Annotated in this window: 18 protein-coding genes; 10 read left to right on the top strand and 8 right to left on the bottom strand. The window is 68.0% G+C overall.

Going from position 1 to position 23,093, the window contains the following annotated elements:
• Positions 1-36: 36 nt before the first annotated feature.
• The 5 genes from AC56LR_RS00235 to AC56LR_RS00215 all read right to left on the bottom strand — a co-directional run bounded on the left by AC56LR_RS00235 (position 37) and on the right by AC56LR_RS00215 (position 5,703).
• Positions 37-1,470 (bottom strand): serine hydrolase domain-containing protein, encoded by a 1,434-nt coding sequence (locus AC56LR_RS00235; RefSeq protein ID WP_497126158.1) that lies wholly within the window; start codon positions 1,468-1,470, stop codon positions 37-39.
• A gap of 73 nt (positions 1,471-1,543) precedes the next feature.
• A complete protein-coding gene (locus AC56LR_RS00230) occupies positions 1,544-2,674 on the bottom strand; it encodes a HupE/UreJ family protein (RefSeq protein WP_497126155.1) in 1,131 nt (376 codons plus the stop codon).
• Positions 2,671-3,852, bottom strand: coding sequence for a tetratricopeptide repeat protein (locus AC56LR_RS00225; RefSeq protein ID WP_497126153.1), 1,182 nt, complete (start codon positions 3,850-3,852; stop codon positions 2,671-2,673). Before AC56LR_RS00225 ends, AC56LR_RS00230 begins: the two co-directional genes overlap by 4 nt.
• A 62-nt stretch (positions 3,853-3,914) precedes the next feature.
• Entirely contained in the window at positions 3,915-4,190 is a 276-nt protein-coding gene (locus AC56LR_RS00220) for a hypothetical protein (RefSeq protein WP_497126150.1), read from the bottom strand.
• A gap of 16 nt (positions 4,191-4,206) precedes the next feature.
• Entirely contained in the window at positions 4,207-5,703 is a 1,497-nt protein-coding gene (locus tag AC56LR_RS00215) for a DUF4331 domain-containing protein (RefSeq protein ID WP_497126148.1), read from the bottom strand.
• 267 nt (positions 5,704-5,970) lie between these two features.
• Here AC56LR_RS00215 and AC56LR_RS00210 point away from each other — a divergent pair, with 267 nt between their 5' ends.
• Positions 5,971-6,489: a sigma-70 family RNA polymerase sigma factor gene (locus tag AC56LR_RS00210; RefSeq protein ID WP_497126145.1), complete on the top strand. Its 519-nt coding sequence runs from the start codon at positions 5,971-5,973 to the stop codon at positions 6,487-6,489.
• Entirely contained in the window at positions 6,486-7,190 is a 705-nt protein-coding gene (locus tag AC56LR_RS00205) for an anti-sigma factor (protein ID WP_497126143.1), read from the top strand. The genes AC56LR_RS00210 and AC56LR_RS00205 overlap by 4 nt, the downstream gene beginning before the upstream one ends.
• Before the next feature lie 10 nt (positions 7,191-7,200).
• On the opposite strand, the gene AC56LR_RS00200 is transcribed toward AC56LR_RS00205, so the two are convergent.
• Complete coding sequence (locus tag AC56LR_RS00200) at positions 7,201-8,376, bottom strand: GAF domain-containing sensor histidine kinase (RefSeq protein ID WP_497126141.1); 1,176 nt, start codon at positions 8,374-8,376, stop codon at positions 7,201-7,203.
• A gap of 59 nt (positions 8,377-8,435) precedes the next feature.
• The gene (locus tag AC56LR_RS00195; RefSeq protein ID WP_497126138.1) at positions 8,436-9,482 is read right to left on the bottom strand and encodes a M29 family metallopeptidase; all 1,047 of its coding nucleotides are present in this window, start codon (positions 9,480-9,482) and stop codon (positions 8,436-8,438) included.
• A 235-nt stretch (positions 9,483-9,717) separates the two neighbouring features.
• Here AC56LR_RS00195 and AC56LR_RS00190 point away from each other — a divergent pair, with 235 nt between their 5' ends.
• The 6 genes from AC56LR_RS00190 to AC56LR_RS00165 all read left to right on the top strand — a co-directional run bounded on the left by AC56LR_RS00190 (position 9,718) and on the right by AC56LR_RS00165 (position 18,060).
• Entirely contained in the window at positions 9,718-11,226 is a 1,509-nt protein-coding gene (locus AC56LR_RS00190) for a hypothetical protein (protein WP_497126136.1), read from the top strand.
• Positions 11,226-12,719: a hypothetical protein gene (locus tag AC56LR_RS00185; protein WP_497126134.1), complete on the top strand. Its 1,494-nt coding sequence runs from the start codon at positions 11,226-11,228 to the stop codon at positions 12,717-12,719. The genes AC56LR_RS00190 and AC56LR_RS00185 overlap by 1 nt, the downstream gene beginning before the upstream one ends.
• Before the next feature lie 26 nt (positions 12,720-12,745).
• The gene (locus AC56LR_RS00180) at positions 12,746-13,204 is read left to right on the top strand and encodes a hypothetical protein (protein ID WP_497126132.1); all 459 of its coding nucleotides are present in this window, start codon (positions 12,746-12,748) and stop codon (positions 13,202-13,204) included.
• 29 nt (positions 13,205-13,233) lie between these two features.
• Positions 13,234-16,890 (top strand): tubulin-like doman-containing protein, encoded by a 3,657-nt coding sequence (locus AC56LR_RS00175; protein WP_497126130.1) that lies wholly within the window; start codon positions 13,234-13,236, stop codon positions 16,888-16,890.
• Positions 16,887-17,684 carry a hypothetical protein gene (locus tag AC56LR_RS00170; RefSeq protein ID WP_497126128.1) on the top strand — a complete coding sequence of 266 codons (798 nt, stop codon included), beginning with the start codon at positions 16,887-16,889 and terminating at the stop codon, positions 17,682-17,684. Before AC56LR_RS00175 ends, AC56LR_RS00170 begins: the two co-directional genes overlap by 4 nt.
• A 79-nt stretch (positions 17,685-17,763) precedes the next feature.
• A complete protein-coding gene (locus tag AC56LR_RS00165; RefSeq protein ID WP_497126126.1) occupies positions 17,764-18,060 on the top strand; it encodes a hypothetical protein in 297 nt (98 codons plus the stop codon).
• Between the two features lie 131 nt (positions 18,061-18,191).
• Here the strand turns inward: AC56LR_RS00165 and AC56LR_RS00160 are convergent, their stop codons facing one another.
• A complete protein-coding gene (locus AC56LR_RS00160; protein WP_497126124.1) occupies positions 18,192-20,228 on the bottom strand; it encodes a diguanylate cyclase in 2,037 nt (678 codons plus the stop codon).
• 260 nt (positions 20,229-20,488) lie between these two features.
• Between AC56LR_RS00160 and AC56LR_RS00155 the strand changes: the two genes are divergently transcribed.
• Together AC56LR_RS00155 and AC56LR_RS00150 are read left to right on the top strand one after the other, a co-directional pair.
• A complete protein-coding gene (locus AC56LR_RS00155; protein WP_497126121.1) occupies positions 20,489-21,358 on the top strand; it encodes an ABC transporter ATP-binding protein in 870 nt (289 codons plus the stop codon).
• The gene (locus tag AC56LR_RS00150; protein ID WP_497126119.1) at positions 21,355-22,923 is read left to right on the top strand and encodes a hypothetical protein; all 1,569 of its coding nucleotides are present in this window, start codon (positions 21,355-21,357) and stop codon (positions 22,921-22,923) included. The genes AC56LR_RS00155 and AC56LR_RS00150 overlap by 4 nt, the downstream gene beginning before the upstream one ends.
• Positions 22,924-23,093 lie beyond the last annotated feature (170 nt).

The raw sequence follows: 23,093 nt of genomic DNA, 5'->3' as shown, positions 1-23,093 counted from the left end.
CGGGTGCATTCGCAGTGAGCTCCCGGCCCTGCGGCATCAAGGCGCCCGCTTGAACGCCACGTCGAAGGACCCGCTCACCAGCCGTCCGCCCTTGCTCTCCATGTGCAGGTCGAGCTCGCGCGACAGCACGAACAGCCTGCGCGCCGATTCCGCGTACAGCGGCTCCCACTGGTTATCGCGCAGCGCGATCATCAACGTGCCCGCGCGATCGGCGATCTCGAAGCCGCCGAGATCCTTGATCTCGTAGCGGCCGGCCAGCATGCTGCGGGTGGCCGCCGGCAGGGTAATGGCCTTGCGCTGGATGGTCTGGTAGGTCGGCCAGCGGTTTTCGGCAGCGATCGCGCGGATCAGGCCCTGCGCGACTTCGGTCCCGTTATCGCCATTGGTCATGACCACCGCGCCGTCTCCGCCCTGCACGTATGCGTAGAGCGAATTCTGGTAGCCCATGTTGTGGCCGCCGTGGCCGAAGGCGTGCCGCGGCGCCTTGCCGTCGATCTCCAGGCCGAGCCCGTAGTTGTTCATCGCCGGGCGCAGCATGGTGCGGGTCATGGCCGCGGACAGGATGCCGTCGGCGCCGGCGGCGCCCCGCTGCACCGCGAGCGCAAACTTCGCCAGGTCGGTCGGGGTGCTCCACAGGCCCGCCGCCGCCAGTTCTGGGTGGGTATGGGGGCCGCCGCTCACCGCCACACCGGCGCCATCGTGCGGCAGCGCCGCGCGCGCCAGCAGGGCGGCCGGCAAGGGCTGGGCGAAGCTGCTGTCCGCCATGCCCAGTGGCTTCAATACCGTGTCGCTCATCAAGGCATCGAACGGGCGGCCCGAGCGGTCGACCATGGCCTGCTGCACCACGCTGTAGCCGCCGCCGGAATAATTCCAGGCTGCGCCGGGCGCCGTCTCGACCCGCACCGGTCCGTTATTGGCAGGCGCCGCTCCCTCCAGGACCTGGAGCAGGGTCGGCAGCTGCGCGCCCGCCGCATAACCGCGGAAACCCGAGACCGTGGTGCCCGCAGTGTGCGAGAGCAGCTGGCGCAGGCTGACCGGGCGCTTGGCGACGCCGGCCGGCAGCTTCCAGCTGGTGAGGACGGTGTTGATGTCGGCGTCAAGGTCGAACTGGCCCGCTTCGGCCATCGTCAGCGCGCCCATCGCGGTGAGCGGTTTGCTGATCGAGGCCGCCTGGAACAGGGTCTGGGCCGTGACCGGCGCGCCACCTGCCTGCGTCACGCCGTAGCCCTTGGCCCAGGCGACCTTGCCGCCCCTGATCACGGCCACGCTCAGGCCCGGCACGTGCAGGCGCTGCATCTCGCCGGCCAGGCTGCGGGTGGCGATCTTCTCGCCCTGGATCGCGACCGCCGGTCGCAGGCCGTTTTCGATCCGGGAAATCGCCTGCGCATCCTGGGCCTGGGCCGATACCGCGGCCAGCGTCATGCTTGCTGCATAAGCCGCCAGCACCAGCGTGTTCTTGCGTCCCACCATATTGTCTCCTTGTAGTTTTGAAAGCTCTACAGGGAGTATCCGGATACTGGACTGGTGGCGCAAGCATCGATCCTCACGCCAGCAATCGCAGGTCGAAGGCGCGTTCGGCCAGCCAGACGCCGGCCAGCAAGGCGATGACAAACGACCCCCCGACCATCACGGCGCGCCGGTAGAACTGGCCGTGGCGCAGCAGGTAGGCCAGGGGCAGGAAGGCCGCGACGATGGCCAGCTGGCCCAGCTCGACGCCGACGTTGAAGCCCACCAGCGACAGCAGCAGCGCTTCCTGCGGCAGGCCGAGGCCGGCCAGCACGCTGGCAAAACCGAAGCCGTGCAGCAGGCCGAAGCCGAAGGCAAACCAGGCCCGCCCACGGTGCACGATCGGCCAGACGTTGTTCAGCGCCGCCACGATCACCGAGGCGGCGATGGCCGACTCGACCAGCTGCGAGGGCAGGCTGACGACGCCGAGCGAGGCCAGGGTGAGCGTGATCGAATGGGCCAGCGTGAAGGCGGTGACGATGCGGACCACCTCGATGGCGCTGGCGCGCAGGCCCTCGCGTCCATGCCAGGCCTTGTCGCGCCAGACCAGCACCGCGGGCAGCAGCAGCGAAAGCAGGAACAGGATGTGGTCGAAGCCGATCCAGATATGCCAGGCGCCGTGCTTGAGGTAGTCGAGGAACTGGCGGCCGGCCGACGGATCGGCCAGGCGCAACTCCTGGTGCGCCCGGTCGGGACCGAAGATCGCGGTGGAGGTCGCCGCGCCATGGCGCAGCGCGAGCAGGCCCTTGTGCTGCGGGTCGATGTCGGCCAGCAGGCTGTAGTCGATGCTCAGACTCGCCACTTCGGCGCCGCAACTCCCGGCAAGCATCAGGACGGTATAGGCGCCGTCGGTGTGCGTGTCGACCAGTTGGCGGGTCACCTGCAGCGGGCAGGCGCTGCCGTCGCTGGCGAGCTTCAGGCGGGCCAGCGCATAGGCGGCGATGGCCCCGTGGCGGGCGCGTACTTCGTCCCAGGTCAGGGCGCCGTCGCCATTGCCGTCCAGGCCGACGGCCATCTCGAGGTCGCGCAGCGCGATGTCCCAGCGGCCTTCGATCTGCTGGCCGCGCACTTCCAGGTTCAGGTAGCTGTCGCTGGCCTTGTGGGCATGCGCGCTCTGGCTGCACAGCAGCACCAGGGCAGTCAACAGCAAGGAGCACACATGCTTCATGCGCTTGCTCCCAGCCTGCGCAAGGTGGCGTCGAGCGTACGGTCTTCCAGCGCGTGGCGGCGCACCCAGTCGCGCACCAGGCGCGCGGCTTCGGCGTCGCCGCTGCCGGCGGCGGCCTGTGCGAGGATGCGCAGGTCGGCCGGTTCCTTCTGCACCGCCCAGTTGAGTTTTGCCAGGCGCACGGCGCCCGCCGGGTTGCCGTCCAGGGCCAGGGCGAAGCGCGCTTCCTCGCGCCGGTGCACGACGTCGCCGCGCCGGCGCGCAGCTTCGAAGCGGGCACGCAGCGCGGCCGTGTGGCGCAAGGCCTCGGGCGAGCCGGCCGCGTTCAGCGCGATCGCATAGCGCAGCAGCAGGGCGTCGGCCAGGGTGCGGTCGGCCAGCAGGCGCAGCACGTCGTTCGCGCGGCCGCGCTCGAGCAGGAAGTCGGCGTAGGCCGCCAGCAGATAGCTGTCCTGCGGGTCGGCCGCCAAGGCCTCGCGGAAATGCGCTTCGGCGGCGGCATGCTTGCCGAGACGTTCGGCCATTTCACCCAGCAAGGTGGCGGTCCAGGCGCGCAGCGGCGCCGGGGAATCGACACGCGCCGCCAGTACCCGGCGCAGGCGCTCGTAGCTGGCGCCGGCAGTGCCGCTCACGCTGCCGACCGAGGCCAGGCAGGTCTGCACCACGAGGTCGAGCGACTTGCCGTAGAGCCGTGCGCAACTGGTGCGCGCACCCGCGTAGTCGCCGGTGACGAGCTGGATGGTCGCGCGCGTGAGCCATGCCTGGGCATTGCCGGCATCGCGCCGCACGACTTCGTCGAGGTCGGCCAGGGCGGCCTCGAAAGAATGGGTGCTCTGGCTGAGCGTCGCGCGCAGCACCAGCACGTCCGCCGGGGCCTTGGCGCGCGCGGCATTCCACCAGGGCGCCAGCGCCGCCTGCGCATAGCCGAGATAGCGCGGATCGCCATCGCGGCGCGCTTGTTCGATATAGCGCCGCGCGAGGTCGGTCGCGCGGGACAAGTCATTGGGATTGGTCGTGAGTTCGGCGCGCAGGCGCGCCAGTTCGCGCTGCGCGGGTTGCAGGCCGCCGGGCAGGCGCTCCAACACCTGCTGGCCGCTGGCCGGAATATAGGGCGCGGCCTGTGCCGCAGCCGTGTACAGCGCCGCCAGCAATACCAGCGGATAAACGAAAGCGATCATCGGTTCTCCATGCGACAAGGCGGGAAGGGGACTGTCGTCTCCCTTCCCGCCTTCGGGGTGCGTCAGGGCGATGGCACCGGCTCCGGTTCCGTGGTTTCCGGAGCCGTGATCGGGATCGCTTCGACCGCTATCGGTTCGTCGTTATCGAGCAGCGAGGCCACCCGCGCCAGCACGGTCTGGAAGAAGGTGTCGGTCGATACCGGCGGCGGGTTGTTGCTGGTCGGCGGCGGCGTGGTGGCGACCGGATCGCGGTCGTTGCTGCCGCCGCAAGCGCCCAGCAGCAAGGCGACCGATAGCAGCAGCGCGCCATTGCGCAAGCGGGGAATCATGGAAGTCATGGCTCTCTCCTCGCGCTTACTGGTTGCCCGGCAGCGGCGTGTTCAGGTAAGGGAAGGCCGGTTTGAACGATGCCGCCGTCTTGCGCACGCCATCGGTCAGCGCCAGGCCGCCGGCCGGGGCATCGGCCGGCTTGCAGCCGACGCCCAGGGCATCGTTGGCGCCGGTCAGGGCGCACAGGGCGCCCATCGAGACGCGCAGCGCGATGTCGGTGACGTCGTCGGCCGGACGGCGGCCGTTCGGGAAGCCGGCATTGTCGCCGCCTGCCACGCCCATCGCATTCTGCGCAGCCAGCGCGGTCGGTGCGATGCCGGTGTTCAGGCGCAGCATTTCCGAGGCCACGACGTTCTTCGGCTGGTTCACGCCCGGCAGGCCCTTGAGGAAGGCGGTGACCAGGTCGTTGCGCGGGAAGTTGGTCGGGGCCTTGGCCGACGGGAACAGGGTCTCGATGATGGCCGGCAGCGTCGGGTTGGTGACGTAGTCGATGAACTGGCCGTCATCCTTCGGCTTGGAGCTGTTGAAGCGGTCCTTCAGGTCCATGCCGATGATGACTTCGTTCACGAGCGGCATGCCCACGCGCGAGACCTGGGTCCAGGCGCCGCCTTCCTTGGTCGCGTTGTTGATGCCACTGGCCGGCGTTGGATTGAGCAGGCGGCCCTGGCGCATGCTGGCGGTGGCATAGCCGCCGATCACCGGCTCGCCGGCGGCAGCGACGCAGGCGATCGGCACTTCGATGGCGATCGCGCTGACGTTCTTGTTTTCGAGGTCGTTCTTGTTGCCATTGACCTCGGTGCCCAGCGGGTTCAGGTTCACCAGGTCGAAGATCTTGCCGACGGCGATATAGAAGGGTTCCTTGCGCTGGCCGACGAACACGCGGCCGGTGCCGCAGCCCGGGATGGCCACGTCGTAGATGTGGGCGTTGGCATAGGTCTCGTAGCCGGTCGCGCTGCCGAAGGTCTTGTCGCCGACATTGTCCACCGGCTTGTCGAATTCGGTGGCGCCGCCGCTGCCCGCCAGGCGGGTACGGGTGCCGCCGCGGCGGTCGCCCTTGACCATGTCGATGGTATAGGTCTCGCGCACGTTGAGCGAGCCCGGATTGACGCCGCTGATGGTCGATGAATTGATCAGGGGGATCAAGACCTGCTTGCCGCCGACGGTGAGGGCGGTGCGCTTGGAGGTGCTCTTGAAGCGGAACTGGAAGGAGATGTCTTCCTTCGCGTCGCCGTTGTTGTCGACGTGGATTTCATACAGCGCGTTGTTATCGAACTGGTAGAAGTTCGGGCCGCCCTGCGGATCCTGGAAGGGGATGAAGTTCGCGATCATCGTCACATAGCCTTCGCGGCCAGGCGCGTAGCTGCGGAACATGTAGAAGTCGGTGCCGTCGACCTTGGGTGCGTTGGTCAGGAAGGGGGCTTCGCGGTGGCTCGAGGCCGTGGCGGGTTGGGCGACCATGGCCAGTGCTGCGCTTGACGCCAGGGCCGCAGCCCATAGTTGTTTCTTCTTACCGAATTGCATGTCAATCTCCTCGTTATTGTGGTCCCCTCCAAGGGGGCGGCCGTGGTGCGGAATACATCTCCAGACAGGTATACGCAGTCCGCACCTTATCGGATTCAAATTATTTTTATTTCATTAATGCCCGGTAAATGTGATAATTTTGTCCAGTCATCGTTAGCAAATTCGGCGATTTTTCTCTCTGCTTAGAAAGATTTTGTGGCTCAATCGATAAATTTGCCAAATCCATTAGATATGAACGCGTGGATTCGTGGCGCAGCGCTGAAAGATGTGCTTGCTTTCCGGAATTTGTACGACGCCAGCTCGCCGCGGCTGTTCGGCCTGGCCTTGCGCATCCTGCGCCGCCGCGAACTGGCCGAGGAGGCGCTGCAGGAAAGCTTCGTCTCGATCTGGGACCATGCGCGCGACTACCAGGAAGGCCTGGCGGCCCCGATGACCTGGATGTCGACGATCGTGCGCAACAAGTCCTTCGACCTGTTGCGGCGCCACCGGCACGAGGCGCAGCTCGACGGAGGCGAGTTCGACGATGCGGTGATGGCGACCCTGCACGACCCGGTCGCCAATCCTGCCGATCTGCTCCAGATGAGCAGCGAAGCGAAGGCGCTGGCCGCCTGCATGGCCGCGCTCGAGGAGCCGCACCGGCATGCGGTGGGATTGGCCTTTTTCCATGATTTGTCGCACAGCGAAGTGGCCCGCCAGCTCGCCCTGCCGCTCGGTACGGTGAAGACCTGGATCCGCCGCAGCCTGTCGCGGCTGCAAGCCTGCCTGAGCGGAAGGAGAGCGGGATGAAACTGCGCGACAACGAACCCTTGCGCGAGCGGCTGGCTGCCGAGTACGTGCTGGGCACCTTGCGCGGACGGGCGCGCCGGCGCTTCGAAGGCCTGATGCATGGCGACGCGGCGCTGCGCCGCACGGTGGCCGAGTGGGGGGACAAGATCGGGGCGATGGCGGAATTCGTGCCGGCGGTGGCGCCGCGCGCGCAGGTCTGGCGCGCAATCGAAGCCCGGCTCGGCCTGCACCGGCCGGCGCCGACGTGGCAGTTCTGGCGCCACGGTTCGCTCGGCTTCTGGCGCGGCCTGGGCGTGGCCTCGAGCATGGCCGCGGCGCTGCTGCTGGTGAGCGTGATACAGCAGGCACCGCAGCAGCCGGCGGTCAGCGATATCGCCACCCTGCTCGACGAGCAGGCCCGCACCGCGCTGCTGGTCACGGCCGACCGCGAGCGCAAGCTGCTCACTGTACGCCTGGTGGCGACCCAAGCGCTCAGCCCCGGACAGGCGCTGCAGCTGTGGGCGGTGCCGCTGCAGGGCAAGCCGCGTTCGCTCGGCGTGCTGGGTGGTGGGCGCCGGCTGGCGCTGCCGCTCACGGCGCAGGCGATCGGCGCCGACGTGGCCTTGCTGGCGGTCAGCCTCGAGCCGGCGGGCGGCTCGACCGACCCGGATGGCCCGAGCGGACCGATCCTCTACAAGGGCGGCTGGGTCAGGGTGATGTAGGGGCGGCCGCTCAGGCCGCGGGCATCGTGAAGGTAAATTCGGTCACGCCGCCGGCGGAAGTGGCCGTGACGGCGCCCGCGTGCCCGCGGGCAATCTGGTCGACGATATACAGGCCCAGCCCCAGCCCTTCGCTGCCCTGGCGCGACGCTGCGCGCCAGTAGGGCCTGAACAACTGCGTCACGACGTCGGCCGGGATGTCGGGGCCGCCGTTGACGACGTGCAGCGCGAACACGCCGTTGTCGACATGGGCATCGACCACGATCGGTTCGGCCTGGCTGCCGTGCAGGACGGCGTTCTTCAGCAAGTTGGAGAGCAGTTGCGACAGGCGGTCGGGATCGCAGCGCAGGCGCATTCCCGCCTCGACGCGGCTGTCGATCTGGCGTTCCGGATACACGTCGCACAGTTCGTCGACCACCTGGCGCAGGAACAGGTCTGCGTCAGGCGTGTCGCGCAGGTCGAGGGCGATGCCGCCGCCCATGCGGCCGCGCGTGAAGTCGACCACGTCGTCGACCAGCGCCGCCATGCGCGTCGTGCTGCGGCGGATGCGTTGGGCCACCTGGCGCGTGACCGGGTCCTGGTGCTTGAGCAGCAGGATCTCGGCGCCGGAACGCACCGCCCCGAGCGGCGTACGCAGGTCGTGCCCCAGCACGGCGATGAACTGCTCGCGCAGTTCCGCCGTCTCGCGCTCGGACAGCAGCTCGCCTTGCACGTGTCCGAGCGCCTGCTCGGCTTCGAGCTGCTTCGAGATGAGTTCCGCGAACAGGGTCAGCGTCGAGACGGTCGTCTCGCCGGTCAGGCGCGCCGGTTCGGGATCGAGCCCGCACAGGGTGCCGAAATACTGGCCGCCCGGGCGGAAGACGGGAATCGAAAAATAGCTCTGGAAACCGTAGATGCGCGGCGTATGGTGTTCGTGGTAGCGGGCGTCCTCGCGCACATGGTCGATGATCACCGCCGCTTTGGTGTCGCGCACCTGTTCGCACAAAGTCGTGGTGACGTCGAGGCTGCCGCCCGGCTTGAGGCCGAATTCGAGCCCGTCGAGCACCGCGCAGGCGGTCCAGGAATACTGGGTCACATGGGCGATGCAGACGAAGCGCAGCCCGGTGATGGCGGCGACGGTTTCGAGGATCTTCGGGACGGCTCCGATGGCCTGGATTTCGTTGACGAATGGAAGGATGTCGTCTGCCATGGAACGCTCTGCAAATGGATGTCAGGCCGGTATCGTAGCACCGAATCGCACCCCCTCGTTCAGCTGTTACACGTCCAGCGGCCGTCGGCATAGACGCGTTCGTCGCCGAGGTAGACCGCGTCGGTGACCGCGAATACGTCGATGTGGAAGCGCGCATCCTTGCGCTTGAAGCCCGGTTTCGTGTACACGCCATGCTTGGCGCCGAGCGACAGGTGGATGCCGCACATGCGCTCGTAGGTGCCGATATCGTCGACCCGGCGCTCGCGCGTGAAGGCGCGGTTCATGCCGAAGCCCAGCTCGCGCACCCAGACTTCGCCCTCGATCTCGGTGATGTTGTCGAGCACCTGCTGGAATGCCGGCGTGGCGTTCTCGGTGCCCACCACGCGCCCGCGTTCGATGATGAGCGTCACCGGGACCTCGGGCCGGTTCGACCGGTAATTCGTATCGCCGAAGACGTGCACCTGCACGCGGCCATGCACCGCTTCCAGGTCGAGCGCCTCGGTGAACACTTCGCCGATCGGGAACTGGCCGCCGACGTTGTGCATGTCGCTGTAATCGCCCACGTTCAGCTTGGCCGGCTCCAGGCTTGACGCAAAGCTGAGCGTCTCGCCGCCGCCCTCCACGCGCGCATGGGCTGCCTTGTCGATCCGGGCTTTCAGCGCACGGCCGACGCCGCGGAAATAGGCCGGGTCATAGGCCAGCGCCTCGATATAGTGTTCCGACTGCGGGCCCGGCATGCGCGACAGGTGCACGTGCTCGATTACCTTCAGCCCCAGCTTGAACAGCTCGACCCGGATACGGAAACCATCGAGGCGGAAATTGGTCGATTGCAGCAACACCACCAGGTCCTTCGGCGCCATCGCGCGGAAGGCCGCCAGCACCGCTTCCGGAGTGGCGGCATCGAAGTCGATGAACACCGCGTCGGGCAGGTTGCGGCGGTAGCCTTCGAGCAGCGCGCGCGCCAGCGGAGTGCGGGTGTCGTAGACGACCAGCGCGGCGTGCGCCGGGCCGTGTTCGAGTGCATGCGCGAGCACGTCGTGAAGGTGCGTCGTGGCGGCGGCGATGGCGCCTGGCGGCAGGTCGTCGGTGGATTCGGGAGTATGCATGTCTGGCGGGGGAGATCGGAAGCCGGGCCGCCATTATACGGACGACAGCCAAAAGTTCCCCGCACCGCCGCCCAATCAGCCCGTTTATTGATCCCAAAAGTGTCATGGCGCGCTACCCCGTGTACGGCGCGCCGCGAGCCAGTCGCGAGCGCTATGATTTGAGCAACAACAAAGCCCGCATGGGCTGGGTTTCAATCGATCAAATGACTGCAAAAAGGGGCACCGAGGTGGCGGCATGACATACAGATGGGAAACGCCTGCCAGTGTCTGGCAGGAAGACGAGCGCAGCGGGGAGTTCGAGCTGCTGGCAAGCGAAGGCCTGGGCCGCATCGACTGGCAGGCCCACGCCCACAGCCGCCTGCCCGACGTCGCCCGCCTGCTCGGCGCCTCCTTGCCCGACGCCTGCAGCTGCGCACCCATCTATCCGGAAGGTTTCGCCTTTTGCCCGAACTGCGGCCGCGGCTTGCTGCGGCTGCCGGCATTGCCGTCGCGCCAGGCCGGCTGGTGGGGCCCGGGCGTGGACGCCATGCTGCCGCGCCATGTGCCGCATGGCTTGCCGGTCACCTCGCTGCCGCTGGGAGACAGCCTGGAAGAGCGTCCGGCCGCGCCCCACGTCGGCCGCCACGACCTGGCGATGCCGGCGCCACCCAACGCCCAATGCGTGTTCGCAGCTTCGCACTACGGCTTCCCCGAGCAGCGCCTGCTGGCGCTGGCCCACACGCGCGGCGTGCTGCAATACTGGGACCCGGTCGCCGGCCTGTGGCATGTCATGGCGCCGGACGACGGCGCCGCCAGCCTGGCCTTCACCGCCTCCTGCTATGCCTGGCTGCCGGTACGCGAGCCGCGCCGCGGCGAGGTGGCGATCGTTCCCACCACCAGCGGCCTGTACCGGCTCTGGATCAACCCGGTCAGCGAAACCTATCGCACCGAGCCCGTGCTCGAGGCGCCGCTGGTGGCCGCACCCGGCGCCATGCGCCGCCACATCGCCTGCCTGGTCTGCCCCGACGCCGACGCGGGCGGCGCCGTGCGCCTGTGGAGCGCGCGCAGCGACCTGCTCGAAGTGGAAGAATTCGCCTGTCCGGATCTTCCCCGGGCCGGGTGGTCGCGCCCGATCGGCTATGACGGCCGCCTGTTCTGGCTGCACGAACAGGGCCAGCTGGCCTGGCGTCCGGGCGAGCCGCCGCTGTTCACGCCCTGGCCTCCCGGCTGGCAGCCGCGCCTGGATTTCGGCGGCCCGACCCAGAGCCGCGACGGGCGCCTGTGGCATATCGGCCATGACGGCCAGGGCTATTCCTTCCTCGAGCTGGGCACGGACCGTCCCGCGGATTCAGCTCCCGAACGTGCGCCGATCGACGGCGCGCGCCTGGGCTTTGCCAACTTCCTGTTCCGGCGCGGGCATCCGGTGGTCGACGAGCCCTGGTCCGGCGAGCATATCGAAGACCTGAACCAGGACGACACCCTGGTGCTGCCGCTGCTGCGCGCCTTCAACAACAACCGCAGCCAGCCGAGCGGCCTGGTGCTGCGCTTCCACAAGTACACCGGCCGCGCCGAAGAAGCGCTGGAGGCGCGCGTGCTGCCGCGCACCACGGTCGAATGGATCGGCAGGCGCAACGTGATCCTCGATGAGGTGGTGCGCCTGTCGCGGCCCCTCGACTGCCTGCCCTTCGTGTACGCGGGCTGCCTGTGGCTGCACCATCCGGACTGGAACGCCATCCGCGGCTGGCGCCTGGAAGAGACGGCGTGATGGCGGCCGCGATCAAACAACTGGCGGCGGCCTTGCTGCTGCTGATGTCGAGCGCATTGCCCGCAGCCGCGACCCCGCACGTCTTCCTGGTGCAGAACTCGGGCTGGATGGAGCCCTTCTATACCGATCCGCAGTCCCAATTCAAGCCCTTGATCGGCGCGCTGGCCGGCGCCGTGGTGCAGCCGGGCGATGCGCTGGTGCTGGCCGCCTTCAACCAGTCCCTGCCGGGCGCGCCCTCGCCCAGGGCGCTGCTTTCCTTCAAGGCCGACCCGAAGACCGTGCGCAGCCGGGTGGGCGGCGCATTGGCCGGCCTGGACACGGCGCGCAAGCCCGGCAGCGCCGCGCTGGCCGACACCGACCTGGGCGAAGCGGTGCAGGCGGCGATCGGCACCGCGCTCGGCGGCAAGCCCGGCATCGTCTGGCTGGTGACGAACAACCGCAACAGTCCGAACAACGACCAGGCCACCGCCGCGCGCAACCGCGAATTCTATGAGCTGATCCACCGCGGCGCGGCGATCGACAAGGTGGTGGCTTTCCCGCTGCGCATGCCGGTCCAGGGCAAGCATTACCAGGCCAATGGCCTGATGGTGTATGCGTTCGCGGTCGGCGCGCCCGGTACCCGCGCGCTCGATGCGCTGCTGGCCTCAGGACGCATCGCCGGCGTGATCACCGAGCAGCCGGCGCGCCTGAAGCCCCTCGACCGCGACACCGTGCGCCTCAGTCCCGCGCAGGTGGAAAACGCGCCCGGCGTGGCCTTCTCGCAGGCGCAGGGTGGGGCGCTGCGCGCCGACGTCGACCCAAATGCGACTACGCCCAAGGCCAGCATCCGGTGGAACCTCGAGAACACGATGTACCCGTACACCATTACCTCGGCCACGCTCAGCGCGCGCTCGATGCTGGCCGGCGAAGACCGCAAGATCGACCTGGCCAGCACCCGCGTAAGCAACCTGGCGCCGGGCAAGCCGGTGCCGCTCGGCTCCACCATGCAGCTGCCGGTGGCCCAGCTGCCCGATAAATGGTCGATGCAGGCGTTGAAATCGGCCGGCTCGGCCTATGTGTTGCCGGGCCGGATCGAGCTGCACCTGGCGAACCAGAAGCTGGAGTTATCGCAGGCTTTCCGCCAGCGCATGGCCGCGCTGTTCCCGGGCGACCCGCTGCCCGAGATCTTCACGCCGCCGGGCACGGTGCAGGCCTCGAACGCGGTGCTGCCGCTGGAGGTGCGGGTCCATTACGGCATGGGTCCGCTGGCGGCGCTGGGCGGCATTGCGGCAGCGCTGCTGGCGGCGCTTGGCGCCGCGGCATGGGCCTATGGCCGGCCGCGCGTGGCCCAGGTTACCGTCGAGGACGAACTGTGCACCATGCGCGCCCGCCCCGGCACGACCCAACCGATTTACGACAAGGCCGGCGCCCAGGTGGCGCAGCTGAAAACCACCCTGTTCGGCCACCAGCTGCTCGACCTGCGCGAAGGCGCGCAGGTCCGGCTCGGCCGCTGACAAAAACAAGAAAGGAATCCCTCCCCATGCAAGGAACCCAGTCACCTTCAGCGCCAATCCCGGCCGATCCAGGCTTCAAGCTGCCCGAAGAGTCGGCCTCGCCCCAGGATTCGCTGCCGCAAACGTCTCCGGACACCGCCGGCCGGCCGGTCGAAGTCGTGCCCGGTACCACGACGGCGCCGGTTCCCGCGACCGATACCTCGACGCGCGACCTGGCCATCGGTGCGGTGGTGTTCGCGGTGCTGCTGGTGGTGTATTTTTTTGTGCGCAACGCCTACGTGCATCACCTGGTCGTGCGGCGCGTCGCGCCATCGTCCGCGGGCAGCGCCGGCTGGATGCTGTTCGTGGGACTGGGCTTTTTATCGGCCGCCGCCGTGCTGGCGATCATCAATGCCAGCAAATTCCTGACCGTCGCCGTCACCGGCCCGCTGGTGGCGGTGGGCGTGATCGCACTGGTCGCGGCGCTGTTCGTCGGCCGCCGCTAAGCCCCAAGTAAAAATCGAAAGAACACGATATGGCAGATTTCCCCAACCCAGCAAGCCTGAACGCCAAATCGGAGCTCAAGGTCGACCTGCGCCCGACGCTGTTCATCGGCGCCGGCGGCACCGGCATGGAAGTGATGATGCGCATCCGCCGCCGCATCCTGTCGGCCGTCTGGAACCGGCACCACCCGACGCGCGTCGAATCGATCGGCGACTTCCCGGTGGCGCGCTTCCTGCACTTCGACCTCGACAACAATGCCGTCATCGACGAGGGCAAGTCGCAACGCACCGACCCCTGGTATGAACTGGTGAAGCTGACCGACGAAGAGCGCCTGGTCGAGCCGCTCGACCTGCCGCAGTATCACGAGTCCGACGACAGCCTGGCGCGCTTTCCGCTGATCGAAAGCTGGATGCCGCTGCGTCCCAAGAAACTGCGCTCGCTCGGCATCGACCCGTCCAAGGGCGCGGGCCAGATCCGCGCGCTGGCCCGGCTCTACCTGTTCGACAAATATCCCAAGCTGCGCGGCCGCATCAAGGGTGCGCTCAATTTCCTGAGCAGTAATGCCGGCATCGAGCGCAAGGAAAACTACCAGCGCCTCGGCCTGCAGGTGGATACCTCGAAATTCCGCATCGTCGTCATCGCCTCGTGCGCCGGCGGCACCGGCGCCGGCAGCGCGATCGACCTCGGTTGGCTGTCGAAAGCCATCGCCCGGCAAGAGGTATCCGACAGCCAGGTCGACCTGGTGATGTTCATGCCGGGCGGTTTTGCCAAGGCCAACAAGGAACGCACCGAGGCCAATGCCTACGCCACGCTGATGGAACTTGAGACCGCGATGCGCGACATGAACGCACGGGTGGCATGGATGGACCCGGACAGCATCGCGGGCAAGGGCGCGCCTTTCGACGACGTGTATTTCGTCGACACCGCCAACCTCGCCAACAAGGCCACGCTCGACGTCAAGGATGTCTACCAGATGGTGGCCGACACCCTGTTCGAAGATTTCGCGTCGGCCGATTTCGCCAACCGCAAGCGCTCGGTGGCGGTCAACCAGCAGCAGCACAAGCTGGGGCCCTACAACCCGCGCGTGCCGGAGCAGCGCTTCGGCGACATGCGTCTGTCCTACTCCAAGGTGTACTCGGCCTTCGGCCAGGCCGTGCTCGACACCCAGCAAAGCCTGCGCGACGACATCCGCGCCTACGAGCTGGCCGGCCTGATGGTGAAAGCCTTCTTCGGCCTGGTGGGAACCGACGGCGCGATGGCGCGCCGCGCCGGCGACCAGGAGCGCGACAGCTTCATGCGCGAACACATGGAGATGGGCGAGCGCCCCTTCGACGCCTTCCCCGACTTCCGCAAGGGCACGGTGGACATCACGCCCTTCCCGGAATACGCGCTCACCAGCACCCTCCTGCTCGACAAGGACGGCCGCTCGCTGCTCGAGCGCGTGGAAAGCAAGGTGCAGCTCGAAGTCGACCGCATCATGGCCTCCTACGACATCAAGCAGTGGCGCGAGAAAGTGGCCGAACTGCTGCCGCACCTGGAGCGCGACGCCATCCGCGAGGCCGGCGCCACCGCCGAGACCAGCGAAGACCGCATCAAGCGCCACACGGGTGAACTCAGCAGCCGCCTGAAAACCCGCGTGCGCGAGCGCCTGTACGCGCTGCTGGACGACCGCAAGCAGGGCGGGCTCGAATTCGTGCTGTCGCTGCTCGAGCAGGTCAAGGCGCGCCTGTCGCAGCGCGACCTGGCCAATGCCGAGCGCAATGGGCGCCGCTACCGCGACATCCGCGATGCGCTGCGCACCCGCCAGGTCGAGGAATCGCTGAATAACCTGTCGCAGGCTTCCGGGCGCATGTTCGGCAAGGAGCCGCAGGCGCGCGAAGTGATGAACCACCTCAAGCGCGACATCGCCGACTACCTGCGCTTCCACCTGCTGGCGGTGGCAGCCGGGGAGTCGATCGAAGTCATGCGCAACATGTCGGCCTGGCTGGGCGACCCGCAAGCCACTGACGAGCAGGGCCAGGCCCAGTGGAGCGGCATCGCCGGCGAGTTCCAGGAAGGCCGCCGGATGGTCTCGGCCATGCTGGCCGCAGCCGACCAGCGCATCAGCCAGCTGCGCGCCGACGCGCGCCAGGAGCATGCCACCTATATCAAGCTGGCGGCCGACGTGCTGCCGCCGCCGGTGCGTCTCACGGGCGACGTCAGCGCCTGGAGCGAGGAAGTGCTGCTGGAGTTCGGCGGCTCGGCGCGGCTGTTCCCGCAACTGGGCGACGAGCGCCTGCGCTCCGATTTGCTGCTCAAGCTGTTCCGCCGCGCCCAGCTGCAGCTCTCCAGCCAGGAACTCGAGCAGCCCGAACCTGTCGACCCGCTGCTCGAACGGCTCTCGAGCATGACGCCGCAGGAGCGCCAGCGCGTCTTTGCCGAATGGATCCGCAGCGCCATGCCCTGGGTGAACGCGCGCTTCTCGGCCGAGTTCACGCCCGTGGCCGACCAGTTCAAGTGCTTCATCGGCGTGGGCGACGCAGCAAGCTGGCGCAAGATGGAGCTTGAATTGCGTGCCGCCGTACCGACCGGGTACTTCCATGGCGACCTGCTGTCGGTGGTCAATACCGGCATCTCCGGCAAGGCGGTCTGCTATATCGAGCTGTCGGGTTATCCGATGACGGTGCTGCGCGGCCTGCCGACCTGGCGCGCCTCGTACCAGATCGAGAACCCGAAGATCCCGACCCACCTGCATTTCGACGCCACCCGTTTCCGCCATCCGCTGTCGCCGTCGATGGACGAGCTCAATCGCCTGGCCGACGACTACGAGTGGTTCCTGCAGGCGATCGCGCTGGGCGTCATCCGCCGCAAGCCCGATCTCGGCGACCGCGAGGCCAGCTTCCAGCCGCGCGGCCAGTATGTGTTCGAGGTCGAGCCAGGGTCGGGCGAGTGGCTCCAGATCGGCAACGAGTTTGCAATCCGCTCGAATGGCCTGCCGCCTTACTACCGCGATGGGGTGATTCAGGCCGTGCGCCACCGGCTGGCCAATGTCGGACCCCACCAGCTCACGCTGCTGGCGGCGCTGATGCGCCACTACCAGCTGCGTGTCTACGAGCCGCGCCTGGAAGTGGACGAGACCGGCGCCCAGCTGCCGTCGCCCTCGCTGCCGAACATCACGGCGCGGCGCCTGTACGACCAGTGGATCCGCCGCGCCGCCGCGCTCGACCCGTCGCTGTCCCCAGCGCAGATCGAGACCGCGCTGGCCGGTATCGCGCAGTGGACCGAGACCGTGCCGGATTCCGCCGGCGACGCCTACAGCTGGGAAGTCGAGCGGCCGGTCGACAAGCGGGTGATCCTGCCGGAATTCCTGATGAACGACGAACGCGCGGCCGCGGTGCTGGCAGGGCGTGCGGCGCCGTCGGTCGAACTGGCCAAGGCGCCCGCCGCCTACAACACGCAGCCAGTCGATCAGGCGCGCTACAAGCTGTTCGTGCAGGGCGCCCAGCGCGGCCCGTACACGATCGACGAGATCGCCCAGCAGGCCGCGCGCGGCGAGGTCGACGGGGCGACCCGCGCCTGGAACATGGCCTGGAACCCGAAGGCGGACAAGTGGAGCACGGTCGGCGCGCTGCCCGAGCTGGCGGCGGTGCTCAATAACGCGATTCCCGATCCGGACGACGTGGACGACGCGATCCCGGATCCAGAATGAAGGACGGTATGGTGCAAGACGACGCGGTCTACCGCTGCATCGGCCTCTCATGCGGACGCTTGACGCCGAGGCGGGTGAATTACTGCCCCTGGTGCGGCGCCGCCCAGCAGGTGGTGCAGCCGGGCGTGAGCCCGCCGCAGGTAGCGGCCAAGCCGCCGGTGGCCCCGCCACGACCGGCGCCGGCGCCTGCCCCGGTGGCGCCTGTCGCCCAGCCGGCGCCGGCGCCGCCTCCAGCTGCACGGGCTGCTTCGCCTGCGCCGCCGCCCGCGCCCGAGCCGGGAGAAGGGCGCGGCATCCCCCCGCCGCCCGGCATTCGCGGCGCCCCGATGCCGGCCCGCCCGCCGCAGCGCGCGCCGGTGCGCCTGCGCTGGTGGGTCGCCGCGCTGGTCATGCTGTGGGTGATCTGGATGGTGGTCAAGCCCGAAAGCAGCCGCACCGAGCGCCGCATGGACCGCGCCGTGGCCCTGGCTGTCGAGTGCAAGGCACGCGAGGCGCAGGACGAGCTGATCGCCCTGCGCGGCGGCAGCGCCACACCCGAGCAGCTGCGCCAGGTGCAAGCGTCGCTCAACAAGGCGGCGGCCGACTGCACCCGCGCCGAGCAGCGCGCCAGGGCCTGGACCGATACCGGCGCCGCCGTGCAAAGGCTGCGGCGCGCCCGCACCTACGACAGGGCGCTGGCCCGGCTGGCGGTGTTCACCAGACGCTGGGGCGAGGACGACGCCACCCGCGCGCTGCGGCAGGAGATCATCGACGAGCGCGAGCATCCGCTGGCCGACCCGTCGCGCGGCGAGTAAGCGCTCGCCCTCCAAACGGTCAACCAGGTTTTTCGCCGCAGGTGTATGCTTGTCGGCAAGCAAATAGCAGGAGTGGACCATGAAGACGACAATGCTGGGCACGCTGCTGGCCCTGGCCATGCTGGCAGGCTGCAGCCGTGATGAAGACGCGATCGGTCCGGCCCAGAAGGCCGGCAAGGTGCTGGACGATGCCGGCGTGCGGGTCTCGCGCCAGGTCGAGGGCGAACTGGCCAAGGCCGACCGCGCCGCCGCCGAAGCCCGCGACAAGATCAAGGACGCGACCAAGGACGCCAAGGGCGGCCTGGAACGCGCCACCGAGGAAGTGGGCAAGAAGGTGGAAGACGCGGGCGAAAAAATCCAGGACGCGGCGGATTAGCCAGGAATCCGTAGGGTGGGCGGCTTCGCCGCCCGCGCGTTCAACTAGTGCGCGCTACGAGTTGCAGGTCGACGGAACAAGCACGGTTTGAACGCGCGGGCGGGAGACGCGCCCACCCTACGAAAACCTGGTCAGGCGCTGACCCGCTGGTCCTGCACATCCCCATGCACGACCGACAAATTCACCTGCCCGTTGCGCCACGCGCGTTCGAGGTTCTGCTCGATGTCCTCGAGGCAGACCTGGGCCGGGTCGCCGAAGCCGCGCACGCAATAGGCGCGGTTGCGGCCATGCGCCTTGGCCAGGTACAGCGCCATGTCCACCAGGTTTACCGCGCGTTCCCAAGGCAACACCTCGCCGCCGCAGGCGAGCGGGAAGGGCGCGAAGCCGATCGAGACGTTCACCCTCAGCGTATGCCCTGCGTGCGCAATCGCCACCGCTGAAATGCCGCTCAGGATGCGCTGGGCGACTTCGTCCAGGCTCGAGCGCGGGACGGTCGGCAGGAAGGCCAGGAATTCTTCGCCGCCCCAGCGCACGATCATGTCGGTTTCGCGCAGGATCTCGCGCAGGCTGGCCGAGATGGCCGTCAGCACGGCGTCGCCGGCCGCGTGGCCATAGGTGTCGTTGATGTTCTTGAAGTGGTCGACGTCGAGCAGGAACAGGCCGCCGCACTGGTCGCTGCCTTCGCGCAGCTCCGGCTGCGGCGTGCTGCGCATGTAGTCCAGGAAGTGGCGGCGGTTGTACAGCCCGGTCAGCGGATCGCGCACGCTCTGCTGCTTGAGCTCCATGTTCTTCTCGTAGAGCTGGGCGTTGGCATGGCGCACCTTGCGGTACAGCAGGCCGACCACGACGGCCGTCAGCGCAAAGACGGCCGCCAGCAGCCACATGACCCGTTGCTGCAGTCGGTTGACTTCGTTTTCGCTGCGCAGCAGTTCGATCTGGCGCTGCTTTTTCTCGGTCTCGTATTTTTCCTGCAGGTCGAGCACCGCGCGCTGGCGCCGTTTCTCGAACAGCTCGTTGGAAATCTTGCGCTCGCGGTGATAGGCGCGCAGGGCGCCGGGCAGGTCGCCGACGCGTTCGAGGGCCTGGCCGTATTCGACCAGAACCAGTTGCAGCTCCGGCTGGTCGCCCAGGTTCTCGTAGGCCGTCATGCCGGCCTCGATATGGCGCTTGCCCTCGCCGAGGCGGCCCATGGCGAGGTAGGCCTGGCCCAGGTTCAGGCGGCCCGTTGCCTCCAGCCCGGTATTGTTCAGCGAGCGCGCGACGGCGACGGCCTGCTCGGCATAGGTGGCGGCGTTGCGGTAGTCGCGCAGCTTCAGGTAGCAATCGGACAGGTTCACCAGCGTGTAGGACGACAGCGACTCGGCGCCGATGCGGCGTTCGATCGCCAGGCTGTCGAGCAAGGCCTTCAGGCCGCGCGCGTACTGGCCGGTGGATACCGACAAACCGTATTCCGCATGCTTGAGCGTGGCCATGCGTCCCGGCGAATTCGTTTTCTTCGCCGCCTCCACCGCCTCGGCCAGGGCTTCGAAGCCCTTGCCGTATTCGCGCATTTGCTGGTACAGGTCGATCAGGGCATTGAGCGACATGACGATCTGAAACGGGTTGCCGTTCTGGCGCGCCATGGCGGCGGCGGCCTGCAGGCGCTCGAGCGCCTTCGGGAAGTTGCCTTCCTCGGCCCAGGAATCGCCCGACGAGATCGCGGCGCGCACCTTCAGTTCGGGGTCATTGGTGGTCAAGGCCAGCTTTTCCGCTTCCCAGACCAGGCGGTGCGATTCGGCCAGCTCGGAGCGGCGGAAGGCCATGTAGGCCTTGCGCAGCAAGCCCTTGGCCAGGGCGACACGGTTGTTGTGCTGGCGGCCCAGCGCCACCAGCTCGTCCGCCAGCGCGTTCGCTTCGTCCAGCTTGCCCACCTCGTCGTAGGCATTGGACAGCTGGTTCAGGAATTCGATGCGTTCAGACAGCGGCGCGGCGCGGCCCTCCAGCTCCATCCCCTGCAGCATCGGCAGGGCGCGCTGGCCCGCATATTTGTTGATTTCCCGGATTTCCGCCAGCCGCTGCGCGAGCGGCAGCGCGTCGGCCGCACCGGCGACCGTCGGCCCAACGCACAGCGCTGCGGCAAGCGCGATGTGTCGGGAGCGCACGAAGATGCGGGGCAGGCCAGTGAGCATGAGCTTGGGTCTCGGAATGCAGACAAAAAGTAATACATGGTATCCGAAACATTATATTCCTGTTGCAACAAGGAAATTGTATTTCTATTCAACTGTCACTAAAAAGACACATGGGCTTTGCCACGAGAACCCCACCCGGGCCGTCTATCCGTCTTGCCCCGGAAGCGCTCATCCTTGCTTTTCGACCTCCTGTCGCAAAACACTGGTAACCGGACCACTGCGTTCTTATAGTCAGGGCAAAACTTAATCAGGAGAATGGCATGCTCGAACTGCGCGGCGTCACCAAGCAATTTGGCAAGGAGCTCAAGGCGGTGGACGAGCTGTCGCTCACCCTCGGGCATGGCGTTATCGGCCTGATCGGCCACAATGGCGCGGGCAAGTCCACCCTGATGCAGATGATCGCCACCCTGAGCCGCCCCACGCGCGGCCAGATCCTGTTCGATGGTGTCGATATCGTCGCCAGGCCCGACGCAATGCGCCGCCGCCTGGGTTACCTGCCGCAGGATTTCGGCGTCTACCCGAACCTGAGCGCGCTCGAATTCATGCAGTATTTCGCCGCGCTCAAGGGCGTGCGCGACCCGGCCCGCATTCGGCGCCTGCTGGAACTGGTGAACTTGCACGACCAGGCCCACCGGCCGGCGGCCTCGTTCTCGGGCGGCATGAAGCGCCGCCTCGGAATCGCCCAGGCGCTGCTGAACGATCCGGACATCCTGGTGGTCGACGAGCCCACCGCCGGCCTGGACCCGGAAGAGCGGCTGCGTTTTCGCAACCTGCTGGCGGAGCTGGGCTACGGCAAGCTGGTGCTGCTGTCCACCCATATCGTGTCGGACGTCGAGAGCATCGCGACCGAGCTGGCCATCATGCGTTCCGGCCGGCTGGTGGCCCACGAAACGCCGGAAGCGATCTTGCAGCGCGCCCGCGGCCAGGTCTGGACGGCGAACGTCGCCGAACACGATTACGCGGCGCTGCGCGAGCGCGTGCACGTGTTGCAGGCCCAGCGCCAGGGCGAACGCATGGCGCTGCGCATCGCCCACCCCGAGCTGCCATGCCTGGGGGCGCGCGAGGCCGAGCCGAGCCTGGAAGAAGCGCTGATGGCGCAGCGTGATGCCCTGCAGGCGGAGGCGGCATGATGCGGCAACTCCCATGGCGCATGGTCGGCGCGCTGGCGGCGAACGAAGTGCGGCTGCGCATGCGCCGCTTGTCGACCCTGATGGCCGTACTGGCGGTCGCCGCCATCAGCTGGGCCATGATCGAAGACCCCGCCACCGGCAGGACCCTCCTGATCGTCGAGGACGCGCGGGTGCTGTACACCAGTTCCGCGCTGGCGCTGGGCAGCGCCACGCTGGCCGGGCTGCTGTTCTCGCTGGCCGGCTTTTACCTGGCGCGCGGGCGCACCGGCGAAGACCTGCGCAGCGGCATCGGCGCAGTCGTGGGATCCACGTCCGCCGGCAACCTGGTACTGGTGGCCAGCCGCTGGCTCGGGGCGGTCGGCGGCCTTTTGATCCTGCTCGGCGCCTTCATGCTGACCATCCTCGCGCTGCACCTGCTGCGCGGCGAAGGGCCCATCCAGCCGCTCGTCTACCTGCAAACCTATTGCGTGCTGCTGCTGCCGATGGTGCTGTTCGCGGCCAGTTGCGCGGTGCTGTGCGACAGCTGGGCGCCGCTGATGGGCAAGGGCGGCGACATCCTGTATTTCTTCGTCTGGATCGCAATGCTGTCGATGGGCGCAATGATCGAGGAAGCCGGCGCCTCGCCCGCGCTGGCCATCCTCGACTTTACCGGCATGGCCCAGGCCATGGAAGCCATGCGGCTCCACATGAGCCTTGAGAGCGTGGGCATCGGCGCCATGACCTTCAATGCCGCGCTGCCGCCGCATACCCTGCCGCAGTGGCTGTGGAGCGGATCCCAGGTGGCCGGGCGCCTGCTTGCCTGCCTGCTGGCGCTGGCGCCGCTGGTACCGGCGGTCCTGCTGTTCCACCGCTTTTCGCCGGACCGGGTCAAGGCCGGCAAGGCGCGCCAGCGCCGCTCGCCGCTCGCCGTGCTCAACGGCTGGCTGCGGCCGCTGGCCCGCTCCGTGCAGCCGCTGATGCGGCTGGCCGCGCGCGTCCCCGGCACACCGGGGCAGGTGCTGGCCGACCTTGGCCTCGTCTTGACCACCGCGCCGAGCGCCATCCTGGCGATTGCCGCGAGTATCGTGGGCGCCCTGGTGCTGCCGGCCGAAGTGCTGCCCGGATTGCTGGTCGGCGCCGTCGCCTGGTGGGGCATCCTGTGCAGCGAAAGCAGCACCCGCGACTTCAGTGCCGCTTGCGATGGCCTCACCGCCGCCGTTCCGGGCGGCGCCGGCCGGCGCTTCCTGCGCCAGTGGGCGGCGTCCGCCTTGCTCGGGGCCTTGTTCACCGGGACCGTCGCCCTGCGCTGGAGCGCCGACGAACCGGTGCGCGCATTGGCCGTCGTCGCCGGCGTGCTGGCGCTGTCCGGCTTTGCCGCCTTGCTGGGGGCCTTGAGCCGCACGCCGCGCCTGTTCCTCGGCCTGTTCCTGTTCGGGCTCTATGTCGCGATCAATGCCAAGGGGATGCCGATGATGGACGTGGTCGGCTTTCATGGGGCGGCCAACCTGCAGTCCGCAACCACCTTCCTCGTGGCTGGATTGCTGGCGCTGGCTGCGGGAAGGGCATGGAGTCGGCGCAGCCTGTAACCATCGAGAATACGCTTTGGACGAAGGCGAGCGCGGTGATCGAAAAAATCTGCACGCGCATCCATGACGAAGACAATGACGCGTAGCTGAATGTAGGGTGGTCGGGTCCTCCCGGCCGCGCGTTCAACTGCGGCATGCGCCGTGGCGACGCGTGGTCTGGTTGAACGCGC

Source organism: Telluria sp. ZT3P39 (genome assembly GCF_059685935.1).
This window is presented reverse-complemented; position numbering and strand designations above follow the sequence as displayed.

Bases quoted from the DNA above. Each gene is read 5' to 3' on its own strand.
- AC56LR_RS00220 (WP_497126150.1), bottom strand. From the start codon at position 4,190: ATGACTTCCATGATTCCCCGCTTGCGCAATGGCGCGCTGCTGCTATCG.
- AC56LR_RS00165 (WP_497126126.1), top strand. From the start codon at position 17,764: ATGAAGACGACAATGCTGGGCACGCTGCTGGCCCTGGCCATGCTGGCA.
- AC56LR_RS00200 (WP_497126141.1), bottom strand. From the start codon at position 8,376: ATGGCAGACGACATCCTTCCATTCGTCAACGAAATCCAGGCCATCGGA.
- AC56LR_RS00195 (WP_497126138.1), bottom strand. From the start codon at position 9,482: ATGCATACTCCCGAATCCACCGACGACCTGCCGCCAGGCGCCATCGCC.
- AC56LR_RS00235 (WP_497126158.1), bottom strand. From the start codon at position 1,470: ATGGTGGGACGCAAGAACACGCTGGTGCTGGCGGCTTATGCAGCAAGC.
- AC56LR_RS00225 (WP_497126153.1), bottom strand. From the start codon at position 3,852: ATGATCGCTTTCGTTTATCCGCTGGTATTGCTGGCGGCGCTGTACACG.
- AC56LR_RS00170 (WP_497126128.1), top strand. From the start codon at position 16,887: ATGAAGGACGGTATGGTGCAAGACGACGCGGTCTACCGCTGCATCGGC.
- AC56LR_RS00180 (WP_497126132.1), top strand. From the start codon at position 12,746: ATGCAAGGAACCCAGTCACCTTCAGCGCCAATCCCGGCCGATCCAGGC.
- AC56LR_RS00155 (WP_497126121.1), top strand. From the start codon at position 20,489: ATGCTCGAACTGCGCGGCGTCACCAAGCAATTTGGCAAGGAGCTCAAG.
- AC56LR_RS00205 (WP_497126143.1), top strand. From the start codon at position 6,486: ATGAAACTGCGCGACAACGAACCCTTGCGCGAGCGGCTGGCTGCCGAG.
- AC56LR_RS00185 (WP_497126134.1), top strand. From the start codon at position 11,226: ATGGCGGCCGCGATCAAACAACTGGCGGCGGCCTTGCTGCTGCTGATG.
- AC56LR_RS00230 (WP_497126155.1), bottom strand. From the start codon at position 2,674: ATGAAGCATGTGTGCTCCTTGCTGTTGACTGCCCTGGTGCTGCTGTGC.
- AC56LR_RS00215 (WP_497126148.1), bottom strand. From the start codon at position 5,703: ATGCAATTCGGTAAGAAGAAACAACTATGGGCTGCGGCCCTGGCGTCA.
- AC56LR_RS00175 (WP_497126130.1), top strand. From the start codon at position 13,234: ATGGCAGATTTCCCCAACCCAGCAAGCCTGAACGCCAAATCGGAGCTC.
- AC56LR_RS00190 (WP_497126136.1), top strand. From the start codon at position 9,718: ATGACATACAGATGGGAAACGCCTGCCAGTGTCTGGCAGGAAGACGAG.
- AC56LR_RS00150 (WP_497126119.1), top strand. From the start codon at position 21,355: ATGATGCGGCAACTCCCATGGCGCATGGTCGGCGCGCTGGCGGCGAAC.
- AC56LR_RS00160 (WP_497126124.1), bottom strand. From the start codon at position 20,228: ATGCTCACTGGCCTGCCCCGCATCTTCGTGCGCTCCCGACACATCGCG.